This is a genomic window from Streptomyces sp. B6B3, assembly GCF_039871525.1.
GTDB lineage: Bacteria > Actinomycetota > Actinomycetes > Streptomycetales > Streptomycetaceae > Streptomyces.
Genome location: NZ_JBDPLU010000023.1, coordinates 26760 through 53643 on the forward strand (window position 1 = coordinate 26760; position 26884 = coordinate 53643).

The window sequence follows — 26884 nt, forward strand, 5'->3', positions numbered from 1 at the left end:
TTCCTCTCCGGTGTGATGCGGCTCCCGGCTTCGCCGGTCAGAGAAGGGAGAGCATCTTCCGCAGGAAGGCCAGGCCATCGACGGCGATGGCGTCCTGGGAGGCGGCCAGCGGGCGCCAGACGGAGGCGGCGGTCGCGATGCTCTCGTTGTGCGCGGTGAATGATTCGATGCACAGCGGCCCGTCATAGCCGCTGGTGAGAAGGGTCCGGAGGAATCCGGGCCAGTCGAGGTGATCGCTGCCGGGCGTGCCCCGGTCGTTGGCACAGACCTGGACGTGCGCGATGCGCCCGGCCGCCTGGCGGGCCGCGATGTCCAGCCCGCGCTCCTCGATGTTCTGGTGGTAGGTGTCCAGCGCCACGCCGACGGTCTCGGTCGGCAGCCCGTCGAGCGCCTCCAGGGTCTGGGCCACCGTGTTCAGCACGCTGGTCTCGTAGCGGTTCAGCGGCTCCACGGCGAGCCGTACGCCGGCGGCGCGCGCGTGCTCCACCACCGGTGCCAGCGCCTCCCGGAGCTCGGCGTAGACGGCCGCCCGCTCCTGGTCGGCGATGCGCCAGGTTCGGCCGACGGCGGCGTACAGCGGCCCGGCGACGACGGGGGCGCCGACCCGCCGCGCCGCGTCCACGCAGCGCACCAGGTACTCCTGGGTGGCGCGCACGGTCGCCGAGGAGGCGCGCACCAGGTCACGCCCCGGCGGCATCACGGCGATGACGGCGGCGGGCCGGACCTGGCAGCCCGTCAGCAGTTCCGTGGTGAACGACGGTGTCCAGTCGTCGGGCTGCTCCAGGGGCAGTTCGACCGCGTCGAAGCCCCAGTGCGCGAGCCGCGGGATCGTGGCGGCGAGGTCGGCGTCGGTGACGGGAGAGTGCCAGATCCAGGGGTTCGCCCCGATCGGCAGCGTGACGCTCACTCCTCGCCACCCCAGTCCTCGGGGTAGCCGGGCAGGTCCTCGCAGCCGCACATGGCGTAGTGCAGCGGCGGCATGCCCTCGTCCAGGTAGTCCGCCAGGTTGTCCTGGGTGATGGTGGGCTGCGGCAGCCGCCATTCGGCCGGCACCTCCTCGCCGGCGAGCACCCGCAGGGCGGCGATGACGGGGGTGCGCCACTGGAACGTCGGGTAGGTGGGGGCGATGGCCGTCAGGTCCTTGTCGTGCCAGGCCTGGAGGAAGTCCTGCTGGTCCTCGCCGGTGATCGGCGGCACGTCCTCGCCCGCGTCCTCGAACGCCTCGACCGCCGCCACCGAGGTGGCGCCCGAGTCCATCCAGACCCCGTCGATGTTGCCGTGGCGCTGGATGGCGTCGGTGACGATCGACTTCGTGGTCGCCGGGTCTCCCTCGGTGAACTCGACGTCCACCACCTCGAGGTCGCTCTCCTCGAACGCGATCTCGGCCGCGGACCAGCGGTTCTCCAGCACGTCGACGCCGGGGGAGATGCGCAGCGCGAGGATGTTGCCGCCCGGCTCGACCGCGTCGACGAGGAAGTCAGCGGCGGCGGCACCGTAGGCGTAGCCCCCGACGGGATGGACGAACGTGACCGGGCAGTCGGTGTTGACGCCCCGGTCGAAGACGATGACGGGCAGCCGACCGCACGCCTCCTCCACCGCCGGGGTGAGGGTGGCGGTGGTGTTGGGGGAGACGATGAGGGCGTCGCAGTCCTCCCGGCTGCTGAGGTCCTGGATGTCGGAGATCTGTTTGTCGTCCTGCCCCTCGGCGTCCAGCACGGTGAGGGAGACGCCTTCGTGGAGCGCCACCTCCGCCCGCAGCGTCTCCAGGCCGACCTGGCGCCAGGGGTTGAACACGCCGGCGTTCGAGAAGCACAGGTTCACCTCTCCCTCGGGGCCGTCCGGGAGGGCGTACTCCTCGGTGTCCACCATCTCGGGACGCAGCATCTGCTCCCAGGGCCGGTCGGCGGGCCCCTCCGGCGTCTCCAGACCGAGCTCCAACTGCCGCTCGTACTCGCCGCGTTCGAAGAACTCGGCCTCGTCGGCCGCGCCGTCCGCCCCGGGACCGGCCGAGCCCGCCGGCGTGCTGGGACCGTCCGTGGGCGTGTCGCTGGTACAGGAGGTGAGGAGCGCGGCCGCCAGCAGGGTGGTGGCCAGGACGGCGGGGATGGGCCTGTTCATGAGGTGTGGCCTCCGGTGGATGGTGAGCGGCGCCGGCGGGACCAGTCGGCGGCCCCGAGCGCGACGGCGGCGATGACGATCACGCCCTGGACGGTGGACTCCAGGGCGCCCGATACGCCTCGCAGGTTGAGCAGGGTGAACAGCGCGACGAGGCTGAAGGCGCCCGCCATGGCGCCGGCGACCGAGCCCCGGCCGCCGCCGAGCACCACACCGCCGAGCACCACGGCGGTGATGGCCTCGAACTCCATGCCGGAGCCCGCCTGCGCGGAGACGCCGGAGAAGCCCCCGACGAGGATCGCGGCCAGCGCGGCGGCCACGCCGGACAGCACGAACGCGACGGTGCGCACCCGCACCACGCGGACGCCCGCCAGGGCGGCCGCCCGTTCGTTGTCGCCGGTGGCCACCAGGGTGCGACCGAAGGGCGAGCGCATCAGCACGACCACCGCGGCGCCCGCCGCCAGGCACACGAGCATGCCCCACGGCAACCAGCCGAACAGGTCGTCGCGGCCCAGCGCGCGGAAGTCGTCGGGCAGGTAGCCCTGCGGAGAGCCGCCGGTCCAGTAGAAGACGCCGCCCTCCACCATGAGCATCATGCCGAGGGTGGTGATGAACGACGGCACCCCGAGCAGGGTGGTCACCAGGCCGTTGACGAGGCCGACGGCGGCGCCGGCGAGCAGCAGCGCGCAGCAGACCACCGGCCAGTGCGCCCCGGGGAACTCCTGGTAGAGCTCCGCGGCCACCACCACGCCGGCCGTGACGATCGCTCCGACGGAGAGGTCGAACTCCCCGCAGACGATGACCAGGTACTGGCCGGCGGCCAGGATGACCAGCGGGGCGGCGCGCCGAACGAAGGCCAGGAGTCGGTCGGGCTCGTAGAAGCCCGGGTCGGTGACGGCCAGCGCCGCCAGCAGCACGAGCAGCAGGCCGTACACGGGGGCCGCCGTGCCGAGCGCCGTGGCCAGTCGCGGAGGACGTGGCGGTGGCGTGTGTTCGGCCGAGGCGGGGGCGTCGGCGCGGTCCGCGGTGGTCACGCGGTCCTCCTTGAGGGGCGGCGGCTCCGTGCGTGGAGGGCGACCGCGGCGATGAGCACCACGCCGCGCAGCACGTTCTTGACGAAGGGGTCGACGGAGAGCTGGTCGAAGACGGAGTCGAGCACCGCCAGCACGACCACGCCGCCGAGCGTTCCGGCGATCCCGCCCCGGCCGCCGGCCAGGATCGTGCCGCCCAGGACGACCGCGGCGATCGACTCGAGGTCGTACCTCGCCTCGGTGCCCGCCCAGGGAGACCCCGCCCCGAACCGGGCGGCCAGGAAGAGCGCGGCGGCGCCGGCGCACAGCGAGCACAGGACGTGCGCGATGACGACGGTCCGGCGGGTGCGCACCCCCGAGAGCCGGGCCGCGTGTGCGTCGCCGCCGGTCGCGTACAGGTGGTGACCGAACCGGGTGCGCCGGCAGACGAACCACAGCGCCAGCGCGACGGCGGCCAGCAGGAACACCGAGACGGGTACGGGCCCGATCCGGTCGTAGCCCAGGCGTCGGAAGGTCGCGGGCACCGAGCCGGCCGGGCCGGTGTAGTGGTCCTCGATCCAGCCGCGCAGGATGAGCGCGGTGCCCAGGGTGGCGACGAACGCGTGGACCCCCAGCCCGGTGACGATCAGTCCGTTGGCCAGCCCGACGGCCGCGGACAGCGCGAGGACGGCGATGATCGCGGTCAGGATGTTGCCGTCCTGCCCCGCCATGGTCTGGGCGGCGACGAGCGTGCCCAGGCTCACCAGGTAGGCCACGGAGAGGTCGAGCGAGCCGGTGAGGATCACGAGGGTCTGCCCCAGCGCCACCAGCCCGAGCGCCACGCAGCTCTGGAGGATCCCGGTGACGTTGGGCTGGGTGAGGAAGTCACCGCCCCGGGCGGTGACGACGATCCAGCCCAGCAGGGTGACGCCGAGCGCCGCGATCCAGATCCCCACCGCCGGGTCGGTCAGCCGTGCCGCGGCACGGCCGGAGGCGGTACCCGCACGGGTCGGCGGGCGCTCGCGGCCGGCGCCGCGGGCGGGCCGGCGTGCCTGGGCCGGTTCGGTGGCCATCACGCCGCTCCGGCCGCGCGGTCGGACGGGCGCCGGTCGGCCGTGGCCAGGCGCATGATGTCCTCCTCCGAAGGGCCGGCGGGGAGCTCACCCACCACCCGCCCGTCGGCCATGACGAGGACGCGGTCGCTCATGCCGATCAGCTCGGGCAGTTCCGAGGAGATCAGCAGGACGGCCAGCCCTTCGCGGGCCAACTCCCGCACCAGACCGTGGATCGCTGCCTTGGCGCCGACGTCCACGCCACGCGTGGGCTCGTCGAAGAGGAGCACCCGCGGCCGTGCGGCGAGCCATTTGGCGATGACGACCTTCTGTTGGTTGCCGCCGGAGAGGTACCGCACCTCCTGCTCGACCCCGCGGGACACCAGCCGGACGTGTTCCAGCAGCTCCGTGAGCGCTCGCGTCAGCGTCGGCCGCTCCCTGGCCGGCAGGGCGCGGACGACCAGCAGCGCGTTGTCCCGAACGGACTGGCGCAGGGCCAACCCGTCGGCCTTGCGGTCCTCGGGCACCAGCGCGATACCGCCGCGGATCGCCTGCCACGGCCTTCGTGGCCGCACGCTCCCGCCGCCGACGGTCATGGTGCCGCGGGTGAACGGCGCGGCGCCGAACAGGGCGCGGGCCAGCGCCGAACGTCCGGAGCCCTGCAGACCGGCGATCCCGACGATCTCCCCCGCCCGCAGCGCCAGGCTGATGTCCGACAGCCGGTCGTTGCCGCCGCCGCTGACGGTGAGCACCGCCCCGCCCACCTCGTCCGGGGCCGCACGTGGCGGGTAGTAGGCGCTCAACTCGCGTCCGACCATGGCCCTGACGACCTCGTCCGCGTCGGTGGCGGAGGTGTCGAGCGTGGTGACGCGGCGACCGTCCTTGAGCACCGTGATCCGTTGGGAGAGGTCGAACACCTCACGCAGCCGGTGCGAGATGTACAGGATGCCCAGGCCCCGGGCGGCCAGCCGACGGACCAGATCGCGGACGACCACCACCTCGTGCTCGGCCAGGGCCGCGGTGGGCTCGTCCATCGCGAGGATGCGCACGTCCGAGGCGAGCGCCTTGGCGACCTCGACGGTCTGCTGCCTGGCGACCGTCAGGTCACGCACCAGCGTGCGGGGGCTGATACCGGTCGCGTCGAGCTCGTCGAGCAGGTCGGCGGTGCGCCGCTCCATGGCGGCACGATCCACCAGGCCACGCCGGGTGGGCTCGCGGCCGAGGTGGACGTTCTGGGCCACGGTGCGATCCGGCAGCAGCGAGAGCTCCTGGTGGATGACGCCGATGCCGGCGGCCTGGGCCTGGGCGGGGTGGCCGAACGAGCGGGGTACCCCGTCGATCTCGATCCGCCCGCCGTCCGGCTGGTACTCGCCGGCCAGCAGCTTCATCAGCGTGGACTTCCCGGCGCCGTTCTCGCCGACGATCGCGTGCACCTCGCCCGGGCGCAGGTCGAGGGAGACGCCCTGGAGGACAGGCGTGCCCAGGAAGCTCTTTGTCATGTCCCGCATCCTCAACACAAAAAGCAAGCTACTTGCGAAAGTTAGCGAAGACAAGGGCGTAAGTCGGGAGTGATTGAGCAAAAGTCGGGGCGACTTACGTCGGTGATCGAATCAAGTAGTCTGAGTTGACCGCGAATGACCGGCGGAGGGAGGCGGTATGCCCGCGATGTCGGGGCCACACGGTGGAACGGCGAATGTGCTCGGCCCGTCGTCGGGTCAGGTCCTCGCCCTGATCACCGGCGGCGTCGCGGAGACCCGCGCCGACATCGCTCGCGTCACCGGCCTGGCCCGTTCGACCGTCACGCACCGGGTGGAGGCGCTCGTCTCCCACGGCTATCTCGACGAGTACGAGGACGGTCGGTCGACGGGCGGCAGACCGTCGCGGCGGCTCCGCCTGCGCACCAGGGACCGGGTGACCGTCGGCGTGGACCTCGGAGCGACGCACTACCGGGTGTCGCTGGTGGACGTCGGCGGCGCGGAACTGGCCGTACGGGAACAACCGATGCGGATCTCCGAGGGACCGGACGCGGTGCTGGAGCACGTGGCGCACGCGATCCAGGAACTGCTCGACGAGGCCGGCCAGCGGCTCTCCGCCCTGTGCGCGATCGGCGTCGGGGTGCCGGGACCGGTCGAGTTCGCCACCGGAACGCCGGTGGACCCGCCGCTCATGCCCGGCTGGGACCGGTACCCCATCCCGCGCTTCCTCGGCGACCGGTTCGGGGTCACCGCACTCGTCGACAACGACGTGAACGTGATGGCGCTCGCGGAGTGGCGTCGGGTGCTCCCGCACACCAACCATCTCCTGTTCGTCAAGATGGGCACGGGCATCGGCTGCGGCATCATCGCGAACGGAGAGCTCTACCGCGGGGCCCAGGGATCGGCCGGCGACATAGGCCACACCCGGGTCGGCGTTGACGACACGCCCTGTCGGTGCGGCAACACCGGCTGCCTGGAGGCGGTCGCGGGCGGCGCGGTGCTCGCGCGCCGGATCGGCGCGGGGCCGGGCCCCGGCGCGTCGACGCGCGAGGTCGTGGACCGGGTCACGTCCGGTGAACAGGAGGCGGTCCGCATGGTCCGCGACGCCGGTCGGGCGGTGGGAGAGGTGCTCTCCGCGCTGATCAACTTCGCCAATCCCGAGGCGATCGTGATCGGTGGTGCGCTCGCGGCGGTGCACCGTCCGCTGCTCGCCGGCGTTCGGGAGGCCGTCTACCGGCGATCCCATCCCCTGGCCACCCGGCATCTGCTGATCGAACCCAGCCGCCTGGGGGAGAACGCGGCGACGCTGGGCGCCGCGTTCCTGGCGATCGGCCATGTCCTGGCTCCCGAGCAGGTGGACACCGCGCTCCTGGCGGTCGGTTCATAAGGCCTCCACATAGGGGATGGTCCGGGGTCCCTCCGGCAGCACGCACAGCCGGGCCTCGGGGCCCGCCTCGTCGAGCGCGGCGCGGGCGCTGGCGGCGACGTCGTCGGTGTGGTCCAGACGGGCGGCGGCCAGGTCCGTGGCGGTCAGGCCGGCGCTGTGCACGATGGTCCGGGCGCGTTGCCGGACCGTGGCCTCCATGTGGGCGTGCCACGGATCCGGCACGGCGGTGCGGCGGCCGTGGTCGGTGAGCCCGTCGCGGCACTCGGTGGCGCAGATGATGACGCCGCCGGGCTTCACCACCTCGGCGGCGGTGCGCATGCCGTTGACGGACTGGTAGAGGTTCCGGTCGAGCGGGTGGCCGGCGTTGGTGGTGACCACGACGTCGAACCGGCCCTCGACGGGCCGCAGGGAGAGGCGCCGCGCGGTGGCCGTGGCGGCCGCGTGGGCGACGAGCACGTCACCGCCGTAGGCGCCGATGACGCGCTGGTGGCGGTTCAGCACCACGTCCAGGCCGAAGTCCACCCCGGTGGCCTCGGCGATCGCCCGGATGTCGTCGTGTACGGGGTTGCCGTAGGTGATGCCCCAGCGGGCCTTGGGATGCGCGATCCGCTCGGCGTCGTGCAGGGTCAGCACGGTCTCCAGCCCGGCCAGCCCGGGGGCCACGAGCTTCGGACCACCGCGGAAACCGGCGAAGACGTGCGGTTCGACGAGCCCGGTGGTGACGCGGACGTCCGCGCCGGCCCACCGGCTGTTCAGCGATACCGGGACGCCGTCCCCGTGCGTCCCCAGCCAGGTCAACGACGCGTCGTCGCAGGCGTCGTGACTGACGATGCGGAGGCTGTCGGCGATCCGGTCGCCGAACATCGCGCGCATCTCGGCGGTGGTGTGGGGCCGGCGGGCGCCGGTGGCGACCAGGACGGTGACGTCGTCGAGGCGGACGACGCCCTCCAACTCGGCCAGGATGGCGGAGACCATCAGCCGGCGGGGCTGGGGCTGGACGCCGTCGCAGGCGGCTATCGCCACCGTCTGGCCCGGCCTGACCAGCTCGCGCAGTGGTGGTCCGGCCAGTGGCCGGCGCAGCGCGGTGCGGAGCGCGGTCCTCGGGTCCGGCGCCGGCTCGCGGTACTCGGGCGTGACCACGACGGTGGTCTCCGGCGGGTGTTCGGGCGGCCCGGGGAGGTCGACCACCAGGCCACCGGTGCCATAGGCGAGGCAGACTCTCATCGCGCCGACTCCTTGTTCGGTGGTCCAACGTCTCGTTGGACGGCTCCGCGCTGGGCGCACGGGGCCGGGATGACGGGTGGTGGGCGGTTGACGGTGGCTGGTTGGCGGTGGCGGACTAGGCCCTCTCGTCGTGGAGCGGCGCCACCGACATCTCGGTGGGCAGCGGGGTGTGCGGCACATGGCCGGCCGACCACGGCGCGTGGGGGTTCGGGTGGTGCCGCGGTCGGGGGCGGGCCACGGCGAGGAGGCGTCGTCCGGCGCCCTCCGGTCTGATGTGCGGGCCGCCGGGGACGGGCGTGCGCTGTCGGTGTGACGCGACGATCTCGCCCTCGTTGACGCGGATGCCGAGGCCCGGCGAGTCGCCGAGGAGGAAGGCGCCGTCGGCGATGTGCAGGTCGAGGGCGAGGCCGGCCGGAGGCTGCAGGTCCTGCAGCTCGCTGACGAGGTGGTTGGGCACGGAGGTCGCGGCGTGCAGCAGCCCGAGCGGCGTGTTGCCGATGGGGCTGACCGGCAGGTCGTGGGCGTGTGCCAGGGTGGCCACCCGGAGGAAGTGGGTCACGCCGTAGACGGCCGCCGTCTGGACGACGTCGACCGCGCCCGCCGCCAGGAGGGGGCGGTACTGCTCGAGCCCGGTGAGGTTCTCCCCGCTGGCGACGGAGGCTCGGATGCCTCGCTGGACGACGGCGAGCCCTTCGGCGTCCCAGCGCCGGACGGGCTCCTCCACCCAGGTGAGATCGAGCGTGCTCTCGAGTTCCTGGATGTGGCGGACCGCCTGTTTGCGGTTCCAGGACTCGTTGGCGTCGAGCATGAGGCTCGGCCGCATCCCGTCTCCGGCCTCGGTGAGCACGTCTCTCACCAGGGTGAGGCGGCGCCGGTCCCACTCGACGTTGAGTCCGCCCTTGAGCTTCGCAGCGCGCAGGCCGCGCGCCGCGTAGACCTGGTAGGCCGCGACCAGTTCGTCGTCGGTCAGGTCGATGTCGAGTCCCGAGGCGTAGGCGGGCACCCGCCGGTCGCTTCCGCCGAGGAGCCGCCACAACGGTTCCCCGGCCGCCTGCGCCTTGATGTCCCACAGGGCGGTGTCGAGCGTGCCGATGGTCCCGAACAGGGCGCCGGCGTGGCCCGCCTTGAACGTGTGCCGCAGCATGCGGTCGTACAGCGCGGTCACCGAGCGCGGGTCCTCGCCCTCGATGGCGTCGAAGACGGTGTCGAGCTCCACATGGGATCCCAGCCCGACGCCGGTGATCCCCTCGTCGGTGTCGACCAGGACGATCGGCACTGAGGTGACGCCGTCGGGGAAGACCCCGTTGGCGTCGCCGATGGGACGGCCCCATTCCTGGACCGTCGTCAGGGTGCGATAGCCGGTTATCCGCATGTCAGCCCTTCGTGGAGCCGGCGGTGACTCCGTCGGCGATCTGGCGCTGGAAGAAGAGATAGAGCACGAGGACGGGGAGCGCGGCGATGAGCACTCCCGAGGCGAAGGTGGGGATGTCGTCGGAGTACTGGCCGCGCAGCGAGGTGACGCCGACCATGAGGGTGCGATGTTCCGCGGACGGCATCAGCAGCAGGGAGATGAGGACGTCGTTCCAGCAGAACAGGGCGTTGAGGATGCCCACCGAGAGCAGCGCGGGCCGGCCCATCGGCAGCATGACGCGCCGGTAGACGCCGTACGGCGTGTTCCCGTCGATCCTGGCCGCGTCCAGGAGTTCGGCCGGAATCGCGCTGTAGTAGCTCGTCATCAGGAAGATGGTGAACGGGAGGAACTGCGCGACGTAGGCGAGGATCAGCCCGGCGTGGGTGTCCATGAGTCGGACGTCCGCCATGATCCGCACGAGCGGAACCATGATCACCTGGAACGGGACGAAGAGCGCCGCGAGGCAGCCCAGGAAGATCGCGCGTGACCCGCGGAACCGCAGATGGCTCAGGGCGAAACCGGCCATCGATCCGAACAGCAGGAGAAGCGCGACGCTGAGCGTCACCACGACGACCGAGTTGACGAGGTACCGCTGCATGCCGTCGCTCGTCCACGCCGCGTCGAGGTTGTCCAGGTTGGCGGAGCGGGCCAGCGAGAACCGGTCGAGTACGTAGTCGTGCCGGGTCTTCATCGCGACGTTGGTGGTGAACACCAGGGGATAGATCGTCGCCAACGCGAGGGCCGCCATCGGGACGGCCATCACCCATCGGCTCGGACGGAGACCACGCATCAGCGTTCCCTCCCCGAGCGGCGGAGCAGCGAGAGCTGCAGGAAGCCCACGACGAGCATGACCAGGAAGAGGACGGTCGAGGCGGCCGAGGCGAGCGCCGGGCGGTTCATCTGCCCCTGCTGGATCCAGATGTAGTACTCCGGCAGGTAGGTCGAGCCCTCGGGCCCGCCGCTGGTCATCACGTAGAGCAGGCCGAACATGGACGTCAGCATCCCGATCATGGTGGTCACGACCACGAACTGGATGGTGCGGGACAGACCCGGGACGATCACGTGCCAGATCAGCCGGGGGAGCGAGGCGCCGTCGATGCGGGCGGCGTCCAGGAGAGCGGAGTCCAGGGTGGCGAACCCGGCGAGGAAGACCACCAGGGCCATCCCGAACGTCGCCCACACGTGCACGCCGACGACGGTGATCATCGCGATGTCCGGATCGCCGAGCCAGTCGACCGATCCGATGCCGACGCGTCCGAGGAACGAGTTGAACGGGCCGTCGACGGCCAGCAGCAGGTTGAAGATCGCACCGACGATCACCGGGGAGAGCACGGCCGGGAAGAAGTAGACGCTCCGGAAGAACCGGTGTCCCGGCACGCGCAGGTGGATGAACGTCGCGAGCAGGCCGGGGATCGCCACCGCGACGGGCAGCAGCAGCACCAGCAGCCCGACGTTCTCCAGCGCGTCGCGGAAGAGCGGGTCCTCGAACAGCTCGACGTAGTTGTCCAGACCCACCGGCATCCCGTCCCGCTCGCCGTCCCCGGTGAAGGAGAAGTTGACGCCGAGGATCAGCGGGTACAGCCGGAATCCCACGATGATCAGCAGTGCCGGGGCCACCAGGACGTACGGCGCCAGACGTTCGGCCCGCCGCCCGCCGCGCCGGGCACGCCGGGCGCGGACCGGGTGCACCGGTTTGACGGGGTGGACCGGTTTGACGGGGTGGACCGACGGCGGCGATCCGCTCAGTGGCACGGGATCAGTCCGCCCGCTCGGAGTCGGCCAGTTGCCGCAGGGCGTCGTCGACGCTCACGGAGCCGCTGAGCAGTTGCTGGGAGAGCCTGCCCATCAGGTCGAGGGTCTCGGAGGAGAGCGCGACGTGCAGCGCCGGCCTGCCGGACTCGATGGCCGGCACGATGGCGTCCAGGGCCGGGCCGCCGGCGGCGGTGTCGACGGTCGTGTCGGAGACGATCGCTCCGGCGTCGGCGTGGAAGGCGGTCAGCGCCTCGGTGGAGGTCAGCGATCGCACCAGGTCGGCGGCCAGCTCCGGTTGGTCGGTCGACTTCGCGACGGCGTACCCGATCCCGCCGTCGTACGGCAGGCTGGGGCTGGCGTCGGCGGTGACGAGCGGTGCCGGCATCACGCCGACGTTCTCCTCCCCGAGGAACTCGCCGAAGTCCTTCCAGTGACCGATGTCCGACATCAGGCCGACCACGTGCGCGGCGTCGCCGGACTCGAAGAGCGCGAGGGAGTCGTTGAACAGCGCGGTGGAGTTGACCCCGTCGTTGTTCAGGCCCGCCTCGTCGACCTCCTGCCAGAGCTCGAAGATGCGCCGCACGTGCGGAGAGGTCCAGTCGCGGTCCCCGGCGATCCAGTCGTCGTACTCCTGCGGCGTGAGCACCGCGGAGCCCAGCCCGGAGAGGAAGAACTGGATGCCGTAGCCCTCCTTGTTCCCCGTGGCGAAGCAGCTGGCTCCGGTCTCCGCGGCGATCGTCCCGCAGTCGTCGAGGAAGCCCTCCCAGGTGGTCGCCGGGCTGTCCGGGTCGAGTCCGGCCTCCTCGTACAGCGTCCGGTTGTAGTAGATCGGATGTCCCTGGAGCGTCACCGGCGCGGCGTAGACGGTGCCTTCGTGGGTGAACGCCTCCCATCCGGCCAGCCGCTCCCGGTCCTCGGCCACGTGGTCGTCCAGGGGGAGCAGCGAGTCCACCCGGTCGCGCAGCTGACCGCCCCCGTTGAAGAGCATCACGTCCGGTCCCGCACCGGACCGCATGGCCGTGCCGAGCAGTGTGTAGTACTGGTCGAACGGCTGCGCCACGAATTCCACGGTCACGTCGGGATGCCGCGCGGCGAAGTCGGCCTTCGCCTCCTCCAGGTAGGCCGCGGCCGTCTCGTCGCCCGACTTCCAGTCCCAGACGACCAGCGTGTCGTCCGAGGAGCCGGACGAGGCACCCGATCCCGCGCTTCCGCAGCCAGTCAGGGCCAGAGCTCCGACCAGGACGGTTGACCACAGTATTCGCTGCTTCATGGCTGCTCGCTCTCCGGAGGGCACCGGTGCCCACCCGTCCGTGTCCAGGTGGACCGGAAACGTAACTCGTATGATGTCTCAGGGTCAAGAGGATGGACGCGTCGGTGCAGGAGAAGGGCCGAGTCCGCTGGTTACTGGCCAGAGGAAGGGCTGCGATCGAATGGTTGGCCGAAAAGACACGTACGACGTATGTCGAGCTGCTGGCCGAGGCTCTATGATCCCAGGTGTCTGAAGTGCCAGTCAGCGTTCGGCATGACGAACGGATGATCTGGTGGATTCTGGTCCGTGTCCGTCCCACGGACCGTCAGGCGACAGTTGGCGCACCATCCGTTTGTTCCGGGGTGGGCTCTCCCGCCGAGACCCGCCGAGACCCGCCGTGTCATGGCGGTTGGCAGCAGCGAACCAGTCGGCAGGAAGCCGGCGTTCCGCTGTGACACGGCGTCGGTGCCACCCAGGGCCAGCACGCCCATCCGACAGTCCCTGCCGGCTGGCCCTGGGCTGGCGCTGGATGCGTGCGCCCCTGACCGGGTGCGGGCGCCACCAGGCCGCTCGACCGCCCCACGAAGGACTGATGTGTACAGGAACGCGAGACGGCCGATGGCCGCGGTGTCCGGCTCGTCGTTCGGCGCGATGACCTCGCCGTTCGACCTCTTCGGACGCGTCGCCGTCGTGACGGGTGCCCGTCGCGGTGTCGGGCTGGCCATGGCCGAGGCCCTCGCCCGGGCCGGTGCCGACATCGTCGGGGTCTCCGCCGGGATGGAGCCGAGCGGGAGCGAGGTGGAGTGCCGCGTCCACGCGGCCGGCCGCCGGTTCACTCCCCTGAGGGCCGACCTCGCCGACCGGCGGGCCGTGCGGCGGCTGATCGGGGAGATCAACGCGCTCGGTCCGGTCGACATCCTGGTGAACAACGCGGGCACGATCGCGCGCACCCCCGGCCACGTCCACCGCGACGGCTCGTGGAACCACGTCATCGAGGTGCATCTCACGACCCAGTTCGTGCTGAGCCGGGAGATCGGCCTCGAGATGGTCAGGAGGGGCCGGGGGAAGATCATCCTGACGGCGTCGCTCCTGAGCTCCCAGGACGGCATCAGCGTCCCGGCCTACACGGCGGCGACATCGGGACTGGCCGAACTGACCAAGGCGTTGGCGAACGAATGGGCCGGCCGGGGAGTGAACGTCAACGCCATCGCTCCGGGCTACATCGCCACGGACGACACCGAGGCGCCACCCGAGGACCAGGACCGCAACCCGTCGGCGCTCGCGCGGATTCCCGCGGGCCGGTGGGGGCGGGCCGACGATCTCGGCGGGGCCACGGTGTTCCTGGCGGCGCCAGCCTCGGACTACGTCAACGGCGTCATCCTGCCCGTGGACGGGGGATGGCTGGGCCGTTGACGCCGACCGTCAGCAACGACCCGAGGAGTGACCGTGCATCGTTCGGTACGGCTCAGATCAAGGGCCGGGGCCAGGCGCCGCATCGCCTGGCTGACGGGCCTGTTGTGTGTCCTCACGCTGTTCCAGCCAGCCGTGGCCAGGGCGGACAACCCCATCGTCCAGACCATCTACACGGCCGATCCGGCTCCCCTCGTCCACGACGGCCGGGTCTACCTCTACACCGGACACGACGAGGACGGCTCGACGTGGTTCACCATGAAGGAGTGGCGGGTCTACTCCTCCACGGACATGGTGAACTGGACCGACCACGGCTCCCCGTTGAACCTCGCCACCTTCAGCTGGGCGAGCGCGAACGCGTGGGCGGGCCAGGTCATCGAGCGGGGCGGGAAGTTCTACTGGTACGTCCCCGTGACGAACCGGGCGACCGGTCGGATGGCCATCGGGGTGGCGGTCGCGGACAGCCCCACCGGCCCCTTCAGGGACGCCCTGGGGCGTCCGTTGGTGGAGAACGGTGAGATCGACCCCACGGTGTTCGTCGACGACGACGGCCAGGCCTATCTGTACTGGGGCAACCCGAACCTCTGGTACGTCAGGCTGAACTCCGACATGGTGTCCTACTCGGGCGGCCCGACCCAGATCCCGCTCACCACCCAGGGCTTCGGCACCCGGAACGGGAATCCCGATCGTCCGACCCTGTTCGAGGAGGCGCCCTGGGTCTACCAGCGCGACGGCCTCTACTACATGGTGTTCGCGGCCCAGTGCTGCTCCGAGTTCATCGCCTACTCGACCGCTCCCGGTCCCACGGGTCCCTGGACCTACCGGGGAACGATCATGCCCACGCAGGGCAGCAGCTTCACCAACCATCCCGGGGTCATCGACTACCGCGGGAACTCCTACTTCTTCTACCACAACGGCGCGTTGCCGGGCGGTGGCGGCTTCACGCGTTCGGTCGCCGTCGAGCAGTTCTCCTACCGGGCCGACGGCGGCTTCCCGACGATCAACATGACCACGACGGGCGCGCCCCAGGTGGGCACGCTGGATCCCTACGTCCGGCAGGAGGCCGAGACCATCGCCTGGGGTTCCGGCGTCGAGACGGAGGCGTCGAACGAGGGCGGGATGAACGTCGGGTGGATCGAGAACGGCGACTGGATCAGGGTTGAGGGCGCCGCCTTCGGCGCCGGCGCCAGGTCCCTCGACGCCAGGGTGGCGTCGGCCACCAGCGGCGGACGGATGGAGATCCGCCTCGACGCCCCCGGCGGCACGCTGGTGGGGACGTGCGAGGTGCCGGCGACGGGCGGCTGGCAGAACTGGACGACGGTCTCCTGTCCGGTGAGCGGTGCCACCGGAACGCACGACGTGTACTTCAGGTACACCGGCGGGAGCGGCAACCTGTTCAACGTGAACTGGTGGAGGTTCTCGGCCTGAGCCGGGGAACCGGGTCCGACCACGGGAGGACTCCCGTGGTCGGACCCGGGCACGAGCGGACCGGCGTCAGGGGGCGCCGATCAGCCGGCGATGCCGAAGAACGTTACGGCCGCGGCGGCCATGCCGCTCATGGGCAGGCTGTGGCCGGCGCCGGAGACGTCGATGGCCTCCACCTGTACGGTGCCGCTGGAATCGGCGTACCGGTCCCGGGTCCAGCTGGGCTGCGGCTGGTCCGTCGAGCTCGGGGTCTGGCTCAGCCCGAACACGTTGGTCCACTGGTCGACCGCCTCCTGCTGCAGCTGGAACGGCACGAGGGGGTCCGCGGTGCCGTGCCACAGCTGGACCCGGGGCCGGGGACCGGTGTAGCCCGGGTACGCCGCCCGGACCGCGTCACCCCACTGCTGCGGGCTCCGGTTCATGCTTCCGTTGACGCACTGGCTGGTCCACGGCGGGAAGTCGGCCTCGTTCGCGAAGCAGGTGAAGGGCACGCCCATGAACGACGCGCCAGCCTTGAAGACGTCCGGGTAGACGGCGAGCAGGGCCTGGGTCTCCATGCCGCCGGAGGAACTGCCGGTGGCGAAGACCCGCGCCGGGTCGCCGCCGTACTGCTGTTCCGCGTAGTCGACCATCGAGACGATCGACGCGGGATCGCTGCCGCCGCCGTGGGTCTTGGACTCCTGCGACCACACGTCGAAGCAGTTGCCCATCGCCGTCTGCTTGGTGGCGGTCGGGTAGATGACGATGAAGCCGTGCTGGTCGGCCAGCGCGTTGAACTCGCTGGACTGGGCGAAGCCGGGGCCGTTGCCGCCGCAGCCGTGCATGGCCACCACGATGGCCGGGTTGGCGGGCGTGGCGTCCGGCACGTACGCGTGCATCCGCAGATTCCCCGGGTTGGTCCCGAAGTTGGGGACCTCGACGAGTTGGGCGGCGGATGCCGGAGCCGGCAGGGCGATGCTGGCGAGGGTGATCAACAAGCCGCTGACAACCGCGGCGAGTGCGGCTCGTGTTCGAGTCATGCTGTCTCCTGTCGGATGCAGCCCCCACCGTCAAGTTAGGCGAATCTCGAACGAGCGTCAATGAAATGTCAAACGATGGCCGAAGAACGCGGTGCCTGCGCGTCCGGGATGGTCGCGAGCCCCGCCGCGGCCAGTTCCTCCGCCGGGCCGACGAGTTGGGACTGCAGGCTCCGGAACAGCTCCTGAGCCCGGATGCCCGGCCACTCCGCCGGTAGCAGCGCGCGCGGCAGCCGGGGGTCCCGGCGGATCAGCAACAACCACTCGGCGGTCAGCCGGGTGCGCCGTGACAGGTCGTCGAGCGCGTCCAGCTCGGCCGACGCGTCGCCTGACGCGCCGCCCGACCAGCGGTCGAGGAAACGGCGGTAGCCCGCGGCGATCGCCGGGAGATCCCATGCCTCCTGGGCGATCCGTGCCGGATCCGTCCACAGGGTCGCCTCGGCGCGGAACACCTCGGCGTGGTCGAGCAGGTCGAGCTCGGCCAGGATCCGGGACACGTCCGCCGCGCGCGGGGAGACCCACACGCCGCTGCGCAGGCGCGCGAATCCGGCCCAGCCCAACCGGGTCCGCAGCGCGTGGCGGTCGGCGCGCCGCGTCTCGGGAACCGAGAAGGCCAGCATCGTCCAGCGGCCGTCCCAGTCCCGGTCGACGATCTCGGCCTCCAGCCGGCGCCGGCCGTCGCGCAGCACCGCGACCGCGCGCGGTGTCAGCCCGAGGAACACCTGACGGCCCTGCCGCACCGACCGCAGGAGATCCCGCCGCGTCATCCGGGAGACCGTGGCGCGCGTGGCGTGCTCGCCGACCCCCAGGCGGTGCAGCACCGCGATGATGCTGCTCGTCGACACGGCCACACCGCGGTCGAGGAGCTGGTCGCCCAACAGCGCCAGCAGCAGCGTCTCGGTGCGCACGCCCTGCCCGTTGTCGCCGGGGTCCTCGCGGGTGTCGTCGCGGGTGTCGTCGATGGCGTCGTCGTCGGCGTCCTCGATGACGTCCTCGGGCGCGCGTCCCTCCACGGTCCCCTCCCACCGGTACGGGTCCGCGAAAGGGTACCGCCACCACCGCGACCGGCGAGGCGTCAGGCGTGGAGGCGGGTGATGCTCTGCAGTACGGCGGCCGGTTTGCCGCCGCCCTCGATCTCGATCGTCCCGTCGACCACGGTCTGGACACCACCGGGTACGTCCTCGACCGAGGCGAGCGTGGCGGCCAGCCGCAGCCGGGAGCCGCACGGGACGGGGGAGGGGAAGCGGACCCGGTTCAGGCCGTAGTTGATCTTGCTGGTGACGCCCCTGACGTCCAGCAGTCCGGTGAAGAGGGGGATGAAGAGGGACAGGGTGAGGAAGCCGTGGGCGATGGTGACGCCGAAGGGGCCGTCCTTGGCCCGGACCGGATCGGTGTGGATCCACTGGTGGTCGTCGGTGGCGTCGGCGAAGGCGTTGACGCGCTGCTGGGTGATCTCGATCCAGTCGCTGGTGCCCAGGCTGCTTCCGGCGAGCTCCCGGAGTTCGTCGAGGCCGTTGACGGTGATGGTCATGCGCGGGGTGTTCCGTTCTCTCGGGTGCCGGGGGTCAGCGCGTTCCGTACAGGTCGCGGACGCGTGGTCGCAGGAGCTTGCCGGTGGCGGTGCGCGGCAGTTCGCCGACGATGACGACCGATTTGGGGATCTTGTATCGGGCGAGGCGCCCGGACAGCGACGCGAGCACCGCGACCGGATCGAGGTTCGCTCCCGCACGGGGGACGACGACCGCGCGGGGCACCTCGCCCCACCTCGGGTCGGCCGTGCCGATCACGACGCAGTCGGCGACGTCGGGGTGGGCCAGCAGCAGGTTCTCGATCTCCGCGGGGTAGACGTTCTCGCCGCCCGAGATGATCACGTCCTTGATGCGGTCGACGATGTAGACGTAGCCGTCGTCGTCGACGCGCGCTACGTCGCCGCTGCGGAACCAGCCGTCCTCGGCGAAACAGGCCTCGGCCCCCTCGGGCTGCTGCCAGTAGCCGGGCATCACGTTGGGGCCGCTGATCTGGACCTCGCCCGTCTCGCCGGTCCGGACCGGGGTGAGGTCGGGCCGGACGACCCGGATCTCGGTGAAGAAGTGCGGGACGCCCGCCGAACCGGCCTTGGCGACCGCGTGCTCGCGGTCGAGGAGAAGCGCGCCGGGCGCGGTCTCGGTCATCCCGTAGCCCTGCTGGAGAGCCAGTCCCCGCTCCCGGTAGGTCGCGATGAGCGGGGTGGGGAGGCGGGCGCCGCCGCAGGTCAGGGTGCGCAGCGAGGACAGGTCGGCGTACGGCCAGCGGGCGTGGCTGGCCATCAGGTCGAACATCGTGGGCACGCCGAACATGAACGTGATGCGGTGCAGCTGGATCAGGTCCAGCACGGCGTCGGGATCGAAGGACTCGACCAGGACGCAGGTGCCGCCCTTGAGCAGCACGGGCAGGGTGAGCATGTTCAGCCCGGCGCAGTGGAACAGCGGCGCGACCGCCAGGGCCCGTTCGTCGGCGGTGAGGTCGAGGTCGATGAGGGCGTTGATGGCGTTCCAGATGAGATTGCCGTGCGTGAGCATGGCGCCCTTGGGCAGTCCCGTCGTTCCCGAGGTGTACATGATGAGGCAGGTGTCGTCGCGCCTCACCCACTCGTCGATCGGCTCGGTGGGCGCCGCGGCCAGCAGGCTCTCGTACTCGGAGCCCACGCCGAGGAACGTGCGCACACCGGTGTCCGTGCCGCGCAGCTCGGCCACGAGCGGGGCGTGTGACGCCGCGTACACCAGGACCCCTGAGCCCGAGTCGTCCAGCTGGTGGGCGATCTCGCGGGCGGTCAGGCGGGTGTTGAGGCCGACGAACACCGCGCCCAGCACGCTGGTCGCGAAGAGGGTCTCCAGGAACGAGGGGTGGTTCGGGCCGAGATAGGCGACGCGGTCGCCGTGGCACACGCCGAGCCCGCGCAGGGCGTGGGCGAGGCGGGTGGTGCGTTCGTGCAGCTCGGCGTAGCTGATTCGCCGGTCGAGGTGAACCAGGGCGGTGCGGCGAGGGGTCATGCGGGCGCGGCGTGCCGGCCAGGACCCCAGTCCCTCGTTGCGCATCGTTGGGTCTCCTTGCGGGTGGGCTAGCGGGTGAGCCCGAGCAGTCGGGCGGCGTTCTCCTTGAGGATCTTGGGCCTGACGTGGTCCTTGATGTCGAGCCCGGCGAAGTCGGCCAGCCAGCGGTCGGGGGTGAGCACGGGGTAGTCGGAGCCGAAGAGGACCTTGTCCTGCAGCAGCGAGTTGGCGTACCGCACGAGCTGCGGCGGGAAGTACTTCGGCGACCAGCCGGACAGGTCGATGTGCACGCCGGGCTTGTGGGTCGCCACCGCCAGGGCCTCGTCCTGCCACGGGAAGGACGGATGCGCCAGGATGATCTTCAGCTCTGGGAAGTCGGCGGCGACGTCGTCGACGTGCAGCGGGTTGGAGTACTTCAGGCGGATGCCGCCCCCGCCGGGGACGCCGGCGCCGATGCCCGTCTGGCCGGTGTGGAACAGCGCGACGGCGCCGGCCTCCTCGATCGCCTCGTACAACTCGTAGGCCAGCGCTCGGTCGTTGGGGAAGAAGCCCTGGATGTTGGGGTGGAACTTGAATCCCCTGACGCCGTACTCCGTGACCAGGCGGCGGGCCTGCCGCACGCCCGCCCGGCCGCGGAAGGGGTCGACGGAGGCGAACGGGATGAGCACGTCGGCGTTGGCGGCGGCGGCCTCGGCGATCTCCTCGTTGGGCACCGGTTCGGTGCCGGTGGCGTGCTCGGCGTCCACGGTGAAGACGACGGCGGCCATCCGGCGCTCGCGGTAGTGGGCGGCGATCTCCTCCAGCGTCGGCCGGCGGCGGCCCGCCACCCCGAAGTAGGCGGACGACGCGCGGTGCAGCCGCTCGTCCAGCGAGGCCCTGCCCGTTCTGGTGGAGACCTCGGCGTGGGTGTGGACGTCGATGGCGACCAGGTCCTCGACGCGTAGTGTGCCGGCCATCACGCCTCCGGGAGCCGCGGCGCGGGGATGCCGACGCTCTGCGGTTCGGCGCCGACCGAGGTGTGCCAGGCGGTGGCGATCGTCTCCGGGGTCCAACCGCCGCGCGCGTACGAGGTCCTGATCTCCTGGGGGTGTGACCACAGGGCGAGCCGGTCGCCGCCGATGCCGATGCACTGGCCGGTGACGTCACGGGCGGCGTCGGAGGCCAGGAAGGGAATCAGGGCGGCGCAGTCCTCGACGGTGCCGAAGCCCTCGCCCTGGCGCAGGAAGTCCGGCAGCGGTTCGCCGTTCCGCATCGCCTCGATGTAGGGGGCGAAGGCCGGGATGGTGTCGGTCATCGCGGTCGCGGCCACCGGGACGACGGCGTTGACGGTGATGCCGGCACGGGCCAGTTCCATGGACCAGGTACGGGCCATGGCGGCGATTCCGGCCTTGGCGGCGGCGTAGTTGGTCTGACCGAAGTTGCCGCGCTGTCCGGCCGGGGAGCCGACCAGGATGATCCGGCCGCCGTCGCCCTGCTCGCGCATCCGGACGGCGGCGGCGCGGGCGCAGGTGAAGGTGCCTCGGAGATGCACCGCGACGACCGTGTCGAAGTCGTCGTCACTCATCTTCCACAGCACCCGGTCGCGCAGCACGCCCGCGTTGGTCACCAGGATGTCCAGTCGGCCGAACTCGGCGACGGCACGGGCCACCAGGCGGTCGGCCGCCTCGGTGGTCCCGACCGCGACCGGTTCCGCGACGGCCCTGCCGCCCTGTTCGGTGAGGGACGCGGCGGCCTGTTCGGCGGCGCCCTGGTCCACGTCGTTGACGACGAGGCTGGCGCCGGCCGCGGCGAGCGCCCGGGCGTAGGCCAGGCCCAGACCCCGGCCGCTGCCGGTGACCACGGCCACCCGCCCGGCGAGATCGATGACGGGGAACGAAGGGGTCGAAGGGGGCGAAGAGGAGGAAGAGGAGGAAGAAGGGGAATCGGACATGGTGGCAACTCCCTGGATCCGTGGCGGGTGCGGCGGGCGGCTCGGACGGTGGATCCCCTGGGTCAGCCGGGATCCGTTCGCCTCGTCCTGCCCCTCAGCAGCCGCCTTGCCTGGGACGGCACGGACACCAGTCCGCGGGGCAGCAACAGGACGACGACGATGAGCAGCGTGGCGTAGACCGCGTAACTGAGGATGCTGGGCGCGCTGGCGGGCATGCCGGGCATCGTGGCGAGGTCGTTGAGCGCCTGCACCAGCAGGGTGATGGACGCCGCGCCCAGCAGCGCGCCCCACAGGGTGCCCAGCCCGCCGACGACGACCATCACCAGGAACTCGACGGACAGCAGCACGGGGAACGAGTGGGGGGCGACGTAGCCGATGAAGAACGCGTAGATGGCGCCGGCGAGTCCGGCGAACGCGGCGGCCAGGGTGAAGACGGCGAGCTTGTAGCGGGCCACCGGCACGCCGCTGGCGCTCGCCGCGGTCTCGCTGGTGGCCAGCGCGCGCAGGGCGCGGCCGGCGCGCGAGGTCGTGACGTTGTGCGCGACCACGAGCACGAGGGCCAGCGCCGCCCAGGTCAGATAGGCGTAGTGGAGGTCCTCGTCGAGTTCGAAGCCGCCGACCGACAGCAGCGGGATGCCGGACACGCCGACCGAGCCGCCGGCCCACTCCCACTCGCCCAGCAGCGAGACGAGGATGAGCTGCAGGGCGATGGTGGCGAACGCCAGCTGGTGGCCGCGCAGTCGCAGCAGCGGCCCGCCGACCACGGCGGCGCAGCCGGCCGCCACCACCGGCGCGGCGGCCAGGCCCAGCAGCGGCGGCGCGTCGTGGGAGCTCAGCAGTGCGGCGGTGTAGGCGCCGATGGCGTAGAACGCGGCCTGACCGATGGACACCTGTCCCGCGTAGCCCATGAGCAGGGTCAGGCCGACCGCGACCATCGCGGACAGGCCGAGCAGGACGAACACCGACAGCTGGCTGCGGTCCAGCATCGGCGGCAGCGCCAGCGTGGCGGCGGCCACCGCGGCAGCGACGAACAGGGTCGGGCGCCGGCCCGGCTCGGCGAGGCGGCGTCGGGTCGACGATTCCGTGGCGACGCGGCCCGGAACAACGGCGTTCATGGAAGCTGCCTTTCTGGTGGGCATCGGCCGCGTCACCCGGCCTCGGTCAGAACGCTGCGGGTGCGCGCCGACTGCCACATCAGCAGGGCGAGGATCAGGCAGAGGGCGACGACCGTCTGGTAGGGGGCGTAGCCGTAGCCTGCGACCATCGCCTGGGCCACGCCGAGCAGCAGCGCGCCCGCCAGGGTGCGACCGATGTGGTGCAGCGAGCCGACGATCGCCGCCGCGAAGCCGTTGATGATCAGCGACACGTCGGAGTCGAACGACATCGAGCGGGTGGGCACGAGCAGCACCCCCGCCAGGCCGCCGAGGCCGCCCCCGACGGCGAAGGCGAGCAGGCCCATGCGGGTGACCGAGATGCCGACGACCCGGGCCGCGTAGGGGTTGGCGGAGCAGGCCGACAGGGCCTTGCCGGTGTCCGTGCGGTCGAGGAGGAGCGCGAGGGCGACGAAGAGCGCCACCGTGACCGAGATGACGAGCAGATAGTGGGACTGCAGGCGGGCGCCGAACAGGGTGACGGCGCCGGACAGCCCGTCGGCGGACCGGCCCTGATCGCCCCAGATCAACACCTCGACGGCGTACGCCAGCACGCTGACCCCGAGGGTGACGATGAGCGCGGCCTGCGGCGAGGTGCCCCGGCGGCCGATGGCGATCAGCCCGGTCACCAGGCCCACGACGGTGGCGGTGGCGATGCCGAGCAGTTCGGCCGCGCCGTGCGGCACCCCGGCCTCCAGCAGCGAGACGGCGGTGAGGGCGCCGATGACGGCGAACGTGCCCTGGGCGAAGTTGACCACCCGGGTGACCCGGTGGATCAGCACCAGGCCGCTGCCGACCAGGGCGATGCCGCAACCGGTGCCCAGACCGGTGACGAGGTAGTCGAGGAGATCGCTCACGGTGCCCCGCCCTCCCCGCCGTCCCTGGGGGCGCCGAGGTAGGCGCGGGCCACGTCGGTGCTGGCCGACAGCTCGGCGCTGCTGCCCTCGGCGGTGATCCGGCCCGCCTCCAGGACGTACGCCCTGCCGCACAGGTCGAGGGCGAGCCGGGCGTTCTGCTCGATGAGGAGCAGGGCCGTGCCCTGTTCCCGGTTGAGCCGGGCCAGCTGCTCGGCGAGGCCCGCGACGACGACGGGTGCGAGGCCGAGGGACAGCTCGTCGATGGCGAGCACCCGGGGCCGGCTCATCAGCGCGCGGCCGACCGCCACCATCTGCTGCTCGCCGCCCGACAGGCCGCCCGCCCTTCTGCGGCGCAGCCGCACCAGCCCGGGCAGGATCTCGTAGATCCAGGAGGTGTCGCGGGCCGTGCGGCGTTCCCGGAACCGGCCGGGCAGGCGCCAGGCGCCCAGGCGCAGGTTGTCGTCCACGGTGAGGTCGCCGAACACCTGCCGTCCCTCGGGCACCTGGGCGAGCCGGCCCCGCACCTCGACGGAGCCGGAGGCGGGGGAGTGGATGCCGGACAGGGTGTTGACCAGGGTGGACTTCCCCGCGCCGTTGGGCCCCACCAGCGCGACCATCTCGCCCGGGGCGACGCAGAGCGACACCCGGTCAAGGGCGGTGGCGGCGCCGTGCCGGACCACCAGGTCGCGGACCTCGACGACGTGCGGGCCGGCGTTACCGCTCATCCCGCCCGCCCGCACCCTCGTCGCGAACCGGTTCCGTGCCCAGATAGGCGCGCACCACCCTCGGGTCGGCGCGGACCTCGTCCGGTGAGCCCTCGGCGATGACGTGGCCGAGTTCGAGGACGGTCACCCGGTCGGCGAGACGGGACACCAGGCCGACGTCGTGGTCGATGAGCATGATGGTCACTCCCTCGGTGCGCAGCTCCTCGATCAGTCCCGCGAGTCGCTCCCGCTCGGCGGCCCGCAGCCCCGAGGCGGGCTCGTCCAGCAGGAGCAGCCGCGGTTCGGAGCAGAGGGCGCGGGCCAGCTGAAGGGCACGCTGCTGCCCCAGCGGCAGCAGCTCGGCGGGGTGGTCCGCCCACTCCGCCAGGCCCACCCGGCGGACGGCCTCGCGCGCCCGCGCGGCGATCACGGGTTCCTCACGGCGGTGGCGGGGCAGCCGCAGCGCGGCGGTCACGAACCCCGCCCCGGTGGTCGCGTGGGCACCGACCATCGCGTTCTCCGCGACCGTCATGCCGTGGAAGACGCGGGCGCCCTGGAAGACGACCGCGATGCCGAGGCGGGCCCGCGCGTGCGGCGGCAGCCGGTCGATGCGTCGTCCGGCCAGCCGGATCTCGCCACGGTCGGCCGGCAACTGCCCGCTGATCAGGTGGAACAGGGTCGACTTGCCGGCGCCGTTGGGACCGATGACCCCCAGCGTGCTGCCGGGGGCGACGGCCACCTCCACCCCGTCGACGGCGTAGACGCCGCCGAACGCGCGGGCCAGCCCGGTCCCCTGGAGCAGTGGCCCGGTCATTCGGCCACCCGCTCCAACTGGTCCAGCGACCAGTCGGTCGGTACGAACGCGCCGTCGACGACGGTGTTCACCGAGACGTAGTCGGGGGACAGACCCGACCGGTCCTCGGCGCTGTAGTGGTAGGTGCCGTTGGGCGTGGTCAGGCTCAGACCCTCCAGGGCCTGGCGGATCGCCTCGGGGTCGGTGCCGCCGGCCTGTTCCAGGGCGGCGGCGAGCACCATGACACCCGTGTAGCCGTCCTGGGCGAACTGCGGTGGCTGGTAGCCGTACTCCGCCTCGAACGCCGTCGACAGCTCCTCGATGGCCCGCCGTTGTTCGCCCTCGGGGAGGTGGTCGCCCACCACGCCGATGGCGCTGGCCACCGTGGTGCCCTCGGCGGCTTCCCCCGCCGGGTCCAGCCACAGCCGGCTGGCCTGCGATCCGGTGAACGCGATCGGCAGGTCGAGTCCCGAGGCCTCGTACTGCTTGACCAGCGTCACCGCGCCACCGCCGGACAGCCAGACCACCATCGCCTGGGCGTCGGTGCCCCGTACGTGGGTGAACACCTGGCTGAAGTCGTCGGCGTCGTACTGGATCTCCTCGGTCCTGACGATCTCGATGCCGTAGTCGGAGGCCAGCGCCTGCATCGCCTCGTTGCCCGCCAGGGGATAGGTCGTCTCGGTGTCGTGGACGACCGCCAGTCTGCTGATCCCCTCCGCCTGGTAGTAGCGCAGCAGCGCCTCGGCGTAGTGCGAGGCGAGCGCCGGGATGACGAAGACGTACGGATGGTCCTCGGTGACCTGCTCGTCGGTCGGGGTGAGCGAGAGATAGGGGATCTCGGCGCGGTCCACCGAGGGGAGCGTGGCGCTCGTCACGAGCGAGGAGGAGGATCCGAGGACGGCCGCGACGCCCTCGTCGGCGAAGGAGTCGAGCGCCAGCACGGACTGCTCCGGCTTGCCCTGGGAGTCCTCGACGACCAGCTCCAGCTCCCGGCCGTCGATGCCGCCGTCCTCGTTGACCTGATCGACCGCCAGTTCGGCCGCCTTGCGCGCCTCCGTGCCGAGCGACTGCAGCGGGCCGGTCAGTTCGGCGATCATGCCGATTCTGATCGTCCCGTCGTCATCGGTGGAGGCGTTGTCGCCGCACGCCGTGGCGGTGAGCGCCAGCACGGTGGCGAGGACGGCGGCGGGGATACGAGGGTGCACGGGACCTCCCGGTGTCGTGGGGAGACAGCGAGCGCGGGCGGTGGGGCTCCATCGACATGGAAGTTAAGAGCAATAATTGTTGACGTCAATAGTTGCGGAGCCGATACGCCTGGGTCATGCTGGTCGCGCGTCACCCGTCGCTCTGGTTAGGAGGCAGTCATCGCCACCGCCCGCCGGCCCGCCGATCCCCCGGGGGACGCCCCCGAGGCCGTGGACACCGCCGAGCCATGGATGCGTTCGCTCCACTCGGACAGCGGCTATCTGCTCTACCGGCTCGGCCTGCGCTCGGGGCAGTTGTTCAACGCCACGCTCCAGGAGTCGGGCCTCCGCCTGCGGCACTACGCCCTCATGCGCTATCTCTCCACCGTCTCCGGCGCGTTGCAACGGGAACTGAGCTCCCGGCTGGGCTACGACCCGAGTGCGATCGTCAGCCTCGTGGACGATCTGGAGCGCTCGGGCCTCGCCGAACGACGCCCCGATCCGGCGGACCGCCGCGGCCGCGTCGTCGTCCTGACCGACTCGGGACGGGTCTTCCTGCGCGACAGCGACACCGCCGCCCAGCGCGTCACGGACGATCTGCTGGCTCCGCTGGCCCCGCGGGAGCGCCGGACGTTGCACGACCTGCTGCTGCGCATCGCCGTGCCCGAGTGACCGGCCGACAGGCGGTGGGTACCGCCTGTCGGCCGGGG

The 26884-nt window shown here is 71.7% G+C and carries 25 protein-coding genes; 4 read left to right on the top strand and 21 right to left on the bottom strand.

Translation table 11 applies throughout. The features are described 5' to 3' along the window. Nucleotides 1-37: 37 nt before the first annotated feature. The 5 genes from ABGB06_RS32890 to ABGB06_RS32910 form a co-directional block, all read right to left on the bottom strand. Complete coding sequence (locus tag ABGB06_RS32890) at nucleotides 38-907, bottom strand: sugar phosphate isomerase/epimerase family protein (RefSeq protein WP_347596861.1); 870 nt, start codon at nucleotides 905-907, stop codon at nucleotides 38-40. Then, nucleotides 904-2118, bottom strand: coding sequence for a substrate-binding domain-containing protein (locus ABGB06_RS32895; RefSeq protein WP_347596864.1), 1215 nt, complete (start codon nucleotides 2116-2118; stop codon nucleotides 904-906). Before ABGB06_RS32895 ends, ABGB06_RS32890 begins: the two co-directional genes overlap by 4 nt. Further along, the gene (locus ABGB06_RS32900) at nucleotides 2115-3080 is read right to left on the bottom strand and encodes an ABC transporter permease (RefSeq protein WP_347597017.1); all 966 of its coding nucleotides are present in this window, start codon (nucleotides 3078-3080) and stop codon (nucleotides 2115-2117) included. Before ABGB06_RS32900 ends, ABGB06_RS32895 begins: the two co-directional genes overlap by 4 nt. A gap of 65 nt (nucleotides 3081-3145) precedes the next feature. Further along, nucleotides 3146-4198: an ABC transporter permease gene (locus ABGB06_RS32905; RefSeq protein ID WP_347596867.1), complete on the bottom strand. Its 1053-nt coding sequence runs from the start codon at nucleotides 4196-4198 to the stop codon at nucleotides 3146-3148. Further along, complete coding sequence (locus ABGB06_RS32910) at nucleotides 4198-5694, bottom strand: sugar ABC transporter ATP-binding protein (RefSeq protein WP_347596870.1); 1497 nt, start codon at nucleotides 5692-5694, stop codon at nucleotides 4198-4200. The genes ABGB06_RS32905 and ABGB06_RS32910 overlap by 1 nt, the downstream gene beginning before the upstream one ends. A 139-nt stretch (nucleotides 5695-5833) precedes the next feature. Here ABGB06_RS32910 and ABGB06_RS32915 point away from each other — a divergent pair, with 139 nt between their 5' ends. Further along, nucleotides 5834-7039 carry an ROK family transcriptional regulator gene (locus ABGB06_RS32915; RefSeq protein WP_347596873.1) on the top strand — a complete coding sequence of 402 codons (1206 nt, stop codon included), beginning with the start codon at nucleotides 5834-5836 and terminating at the stop codon, nucleotides 7037-7039. On the opposite strand, the gene larA is transcribed toward ABGB06_RS32915, so the two are convergent. The 5 genes from larA to ABGB06_RS32940 form a co-directional block, all read right to left on the bottom strand. Beyond that, complete coding sequence (gene larA / locus ABGB06_RS32920) at nucleotides 7034-8263, bottom strand: nickel-dependent lactate racemase (RefSeq protein ID WP_347596876.1); 1230 nt, start codon at nucleotides 8261-8263, stop codon at nucleotides 7034-7036. The two genes, ABGB06_RS32915 and larA, sit on opposite strands and share 6 nt — an antisense overlap. 115 nt (nucleotides 8264-8378) lie before the next feature. Further along, nucleotides 8379-9635 (bottom strand): mandelate racemase/muconate lactonizing enzyme family protein, encoded by a 1257-nt coding sequence (locus ABGB06_RS32925; protein WP_347596879.1) that lies wholly within the window; start codon nucleotides 9633-9635, stop codon nucleotides 8379-8381. A 1-nt stretch (nucleotide 9636) separates the two neighbouring features. Further along, nucleotides 9637-10464, bottom strand: a complete 828-nt coding sequence (locus ABGB06_RS32930) for a carbohydrate ABC transporter permease (protein WP_347596882.1) — start codon at nucleotides 10462-10464, stop codon at nucleotides 9637-9639. Beyond that, nucleotides 10464-11309: a sugar ABC transporter permease gene (locus ABGB06_RS32935; protein ID WP_347597020.1), complete on the bottom strand. Its 846-nt coding sequence runs from the start codon at nucleotides 11307-11309 to the stop codon at nucleotides 10464-10466. Before ABGB06_RS32935 ends, ABGB06_RS32930 begins: the two co-directional genes overlap by 1 nt. A 121-nt stretch (nucleotides 11310-11430) precedes the next feature. Beyond that, a complete protein-coding gene (locus ABGB06_RS32940; protein WP_347596885.1) occupies nucleotides 11431-12696 on the bottom strand; it encodes an extracellular solute-binding protein in 1266 nt (421 codons plus the stop codon). Nucleotides 12697-13326: 630 nt separating this feature from the next. Between ABGB06_RS32940 and ABGB06_RS32945 the strand changes: the two genes are divergently transcribed. Together ABGB06_RS32945 and ABGB06_RS32950 are read left to right on the top strand one after the other, a co-directional pair. Further along, on the top strand, nucleotides 13327-14088 hold the full coding sequence (locus ABGB06_RS32945; protein WP_347597022.1) for an SDR family oxidoreductase: 762 nt from the start codon (nucleotides 13327-13329) through the stop codon (nucleotides 14086-14088). Nucleotides 14089-14169: 81 nt separating this feature from the next. Next, complete coding sequence (locus ABGB06_RS32950; RefSeq protein WP_347597025.1) at nucleotides 14170-15513, top strand: glycoside hydrolase family 43 protein; 1344 nt, start codon at nucleotides 14170-14172, stop codon at nucleotides 15511-15513. 80 nt (nucleotides 15514-15593) lie between these two features. Here ABGB06_RS32950 and ABGB06_RS32955 read toward each other — a convergent pair whose 3' ends face one another. The 11 genes from ABGB06_RS32955 to ABGB06_RS33005 all read right to left on the bottom strand — a co-directional run bounded on the left by ABGB06_RS32955 (nucleotide 15594) and on the right by ABGB06_RS33005 (nucleotide 26195). Continuing rightward, nucleotides 15594-16529 carry a PHB depolymerase family esterase gene (locus ABGB06_RS32955; protein ID WP_347596887.1) on the bottom strand — a complete coding sequence of 312 codons (936 nt, stop codon included), beginning with the start codon at nucleotides 16527-16529 and terminating at the stop codon, nucleotides 15594-15596. A 68-nt stretch (nucleotides 16530-16597) separates the two neighbouring features. Then, nucleotides 16598-17539: a PaaX family transcriptional regulator C-terminal domain-containing protein gene (locus ABGB06_RS32960; RefSeq protein WP_347596890.1), complete on the bottom strand. Its 942-nt coding sequence runs from the start codon at nucleotides 17537-17539 to the stop codon at nucleotides 16598-16600. A gap of 62 nt (nucleotides 17540-17601) precedes the next feature. Continuing rightward, on the bottom strand, nucleotides 17602-18057 hold the full coding sequence (locus ABGB06_RS32965; RefSeq protein ID WP_347596893.1) for a MaoC family dehydratase: 456 nt from the start codon (nucleotides 18055-18057) through the stop codon (nucleotides 17602-17604). A gap of 34 nt (nucleotides 18058-18091) precedes the next feature. Beyond that, nucleotides 18092-19600: a long-chain fatty acid--CoA ligase gene (locus tag ABGB06_RS32970; RefSeq protein ID WP_347596896.1), complete on the bottom strand. Its 1509-nt coding sequence runs from the start codon at nucleotides 19598-19600 to the stop codon at nucleotides 18092-18094. 23 nt (nucleotides 19601-19623) lie between these two features. Next, nucleotides 19624-20511, bottom strand: coding sequence for an amidohydrolase family protein (locus ABGB06_RS32975; protein ID WP_347596899.1), 888 nt, complete (start codon nucleotides 20509-20511; stop codon nucleotides 19624-19626). After that, entirely contained in the window at nucleotides 20511-21485 is a 975-nt protein-coding gene (locus tag ABGB06_RS32980) for an SDR family oxidoreductase (RefSeq protein ID WP_347596902.1), read from the bottom strand. The genes ABGB06_RS32975 and ABGB06_RS32980 overlap by 1 nt, the downstream gene beginning before the upstream one ends. 62 nt (nucleotides 21486-21547) lie before the next feature. Further along, entirely contained in the window at nucleotides 21548-22600 is a 1053-nt protein-coding gene (locus tag ABGB06_RS32985; RefSeq protein ID WP_347596905.1) for a branched-chain amino acid ABC transporter permease, read from the bottom strand. A gap of 32 nt (nucleotides 22601-22632) precedes the next feature. Further along, the gene (locus ABGB06_RS32990; protein WP_347596908.1) at nucleotides 22633-23493 is read right to left on the bottom strand and encodes a branched-chain amino acid ABC transporter permease; all 861 of its coding nucleotides are present in this window, start codon (nucleotides 23491-23493) and stop codon (nucleotides 22633-22635) included. Then, nucleotides 23490-24218 (bottom strand): ATP-binding cassette domain-containing protein, encoded by a 729-nt coding sequence (locus ABGB06_RS32995; protein ID WP_347596911.1) that lies wholly within the window; start codon nucleotides 24216-24218, stop codon nucleotides 23490-23492. Before ABGB06_RS32995 ends, ABGB06_RS32990 begins: the two co-directional genes overlap by 4 nt. After that, nucleotides 24208-25011 carry an ABC transporter ATP-binding protein gene (locus tag ABGB06_RS33000; protein WP_347596913.1) on the bottom strand — a complete coding sequence of 268 codons (804 nt, stop codon included), beginning with the start codon at nucleotides 25009-25011 and terminating at the stop codon, nucleotides 24208-24210. The genes ABGB06_RS32995 and ABGB06_RS33000 overlap by 11 nt, the downstream gene beginning before the upstream one ends. Continuing rightward, nucleotides 25008-26195 (bottom strand): ABC transporter substrate-binding protein, encoded by a 1188-nt coding sequence (locus ABGB06_RS33005; protein ID WP_347596916.1) that lies wholly within the window; start codon nucleotides 26193-26195, stop codon nucleotides 25008-25010. Before ABGB06_RS33005 ends, ABGB06_RS33000 begins: the two co-directional genes overlap by 4 nt. A 231-nt stretch (nucleotides 26196-26426) precedes the next feature. Between ABGB06_RS33005 and ABGB06_RS33010 the strand changes: the two genes are divergently transcribed. Then, a complete protein-coding gene (locus ABGB06_RS33010) occupies nucleotides 26427-26846 on the top strand; it encodes a MarR family transcriptional regulator (RefSeq protein ID WP_347596919.1) in 420 nt (139 codons plus the stop codon). Nucleotides 26847-26884: the final 38 nt, after the last annotated feature.